Here is a 2,380-nt window from a genome sequence, read left to right as displayed (position 1 = left end):
CATCCACTACTAAAATTTTCATACAGTCCGCCTCCTCCTCTTCCACTCCGCATTCAGCAATCCAGACAGAATAATAATGACCGCCGTCAAGTAAAACCATAACACAAGCATAATAATGCCTGCCAACTGTCCGTATAGCCTGGAGTAATCAACCCGTGCTACATAATCGCCGAATAACAGCGACACCAGCTGCCAGCCAAATGCAGAAAATAGTGCTCCCGGCAATACTTCTTTCCATTTCATTTTACCAGTCGGAACCAGCTGATAAAACAACAGGAAGAATATCAATAAAAAAATGGTCCCGAGACCCCATTTAATATTCGGCCAAATATACAGCCAGCCCTGCCAAGCATCCAGCACATCGTAATACGCAATCACACGGTGCAGAAGCTTCTCGATCAAGGGTAAAAACAGCGACATCGGCACAACCAGCATAAACAGAATGGTCACCCCGATATTGCGAATGAACGTCAGCCAGAAAGGTTGCTTCAGCCTCTTTTCATTCGCCATATCCAATGAACGGGCAAACGACTGCACCGCAACAGAAGAAGTCCACAAAGCCGCCAGCACACTGATGACAAGTACTTTGCCATGGCTTTTATAAATAACTGACTGAACACTTTGCTCAATCAGCTGAAATGACTCTTCTGGAACAAATGGACGCAGCAACGCCAAGATACTTGCCTCCTGAACAGGCAGAAACTGAACAAGCGACAACACAACCAATAAAAAAGGCAGCACGGACAGCAGCAAATAATAGGCATTCTGTGCAGCCTGATCAAAAAAGCGTTCATTAAAAAATCGCTTAACCATCTTAATGATCATCAAAATCCCCCTCTGCCTGCTCGCTTCTAACTACAATATACCCTAATTGAATCCATCTCAATTAACTAAAAGTGAATTTCCCTTATCTTATGAAACAGTCGGTCGCATTAGACAACGAAAGCCGCCCGCTTATCTATATCAGCAGGAAAGAACTATTTATAAACTTACGAATGAATGATTACTCCCAATGAAAGCTATCTTCACACAAGTACTTCATATAATCATTTACGGGGATAAATCCGTAGTTTATATATAAACATCCTGTTGCATCGGTGGAGCGAGCCAAATAATCCTCCCACCGAACCAATCTTACCGCCAGCCGAGCCAACGAAAAACAGCTTCAGGTTTCCGACGCAAGAGAACGGGTGATTTATCTCTCCATGAGCACAGCGGCAAGGTTTATGATCAAGTACGGCAGGTCCATGATCACTGACAGGGAGAGAATGAGCGCGAGGGCAGAGCTTATGATCAGCTGTCAGGAGGCTAGGAGCGTTTGAAGGGAATGTATGATCAAACAAGCCTTAGGGTGATTGGTTTCATACTCCTTCACTTCTTGCTGCGCGATGGTAACTTTCACATACACATTTCCCCCTGAATGCACAAAAAAGCCACTCCCCATAAGGAGGCTGCTGAAAAACTTAAGTTTTTTTCAATACATGGCTCTTCAATCGAAAATAGGGCACGTTCCATCCGATTTTTGATGGAACGTGCCCTGTTTCTTGATCTGTTTTTATTCTTTTTGGCTCAGCAGCTTGATAATTCGTTTCAAGTTCACCGCAAATATGGTGGTGGCTCCTTGTACCTCCATGCCGAATACACCCGCTGATTTAGCCGTTTTATAGCCATGCGGATGTTTCAATTCACTATTTTTCGCTTTAATTTTATAACGGTTTTTGGCGAGTTGTTTAAATTCCTCGGTCTCTTGAAAGGCGGCTTGTTCTTCATGTTCAAGCGACTTGATCGTCACACTGTATGTTTTGCTTTTTGCGCCTTCCTTATAACATCCCTCGCGCATCGGACATACCTTACATTTTTCAATATCAAAATAATACGTGGTACTCTGATTCTTCTTCTGATTTTTTTTGCCTGTTCGTGCCTTTCGAGTTGCCAGGTGTCCAGCCGGGCAAACGAACATTCCTGTATCCTTATTGTAATCGAATGGGGTTGTTCGTCTTTCATTTCCATCGGTAACGGAGGGATTTAACTTTGCGATCAATTGGAGCTCCTCCAATTTGGCATATTCTAAATTGCCTTTACCTGAATACGCTGTATCGCCTAGAACCGTTTCGAACTCCATGCCAGCCTCTTTACTTTTGGTGAGTAATTCGGGAAGATATTGTCCATCACTTTTTTCGCCTGTTGTCACGATGGCCGCTGTGATAATTCGTTCGTCGCTCATCGCAATATGCGTTTTGTAGCCGAAGAAAGCGGTGTCCGCTGATTTATGCCCAAGTCGTGCGTCCGGATCGTTGGAATAGCTCCATTGGTTCTCATAGTCCTCAATGATTTCTTTCAATACATTGACTCGCTCTTTTACGGCAGGGATTTGTGCTAC

2 protein-coding genes are annotated in these 2,380 nt (G+C 43.9%); both read right to left on the bottom strand.

Annotated elements, in window-relative coordinates; genetic code table 11:
* Positions 1–18 precede the first annotated feature (18 nt).
* The gene (locus tag GDZ68_RS17860; RefSeq protein ID WP_153723679.1) at positions 19–825 is read right to left on the bottom strand and encodes a YihY/virulence factor BrkB family protein; all 807 of its coding nucleotides are present in this window, start codon (positions 823–825) and stop codon (positions 19–21) included.
* Between the two features lie 730 nt (positions 826–1,555).
* On the bottom strand, positions 1,556–2,380 hold an 825-nt coding region (locus GDZ68_RS17855; RefSeq protein WP_153723678.1), incomplete at its 5' end, for a transposase.

Source organism: Sporosarcina cascadiensis (assembly GCF_009650995.1).
GTDB classification, from domain to species: Bacteria; Bacillota; Bacilli; order Bacillales_A; family Planococcaceae; genus Sporosarcina; species Sporosarcina cascadiensis.
Note: the sequence above shows the minus strand (reverse complement) of the source record. Positions and strands in the feature narration are given on the sequence as shown.

Bases quoted from the DNA above. Each gene is read 5' to 3' on its own strand.
- GDZ68_RS17860 (WP_153723679.1), bottom strand. From the start codon at position 825: ATGATCATTAAGATGGTTAAGCGATTTTTTAATGAACGCTTTTTTGAT.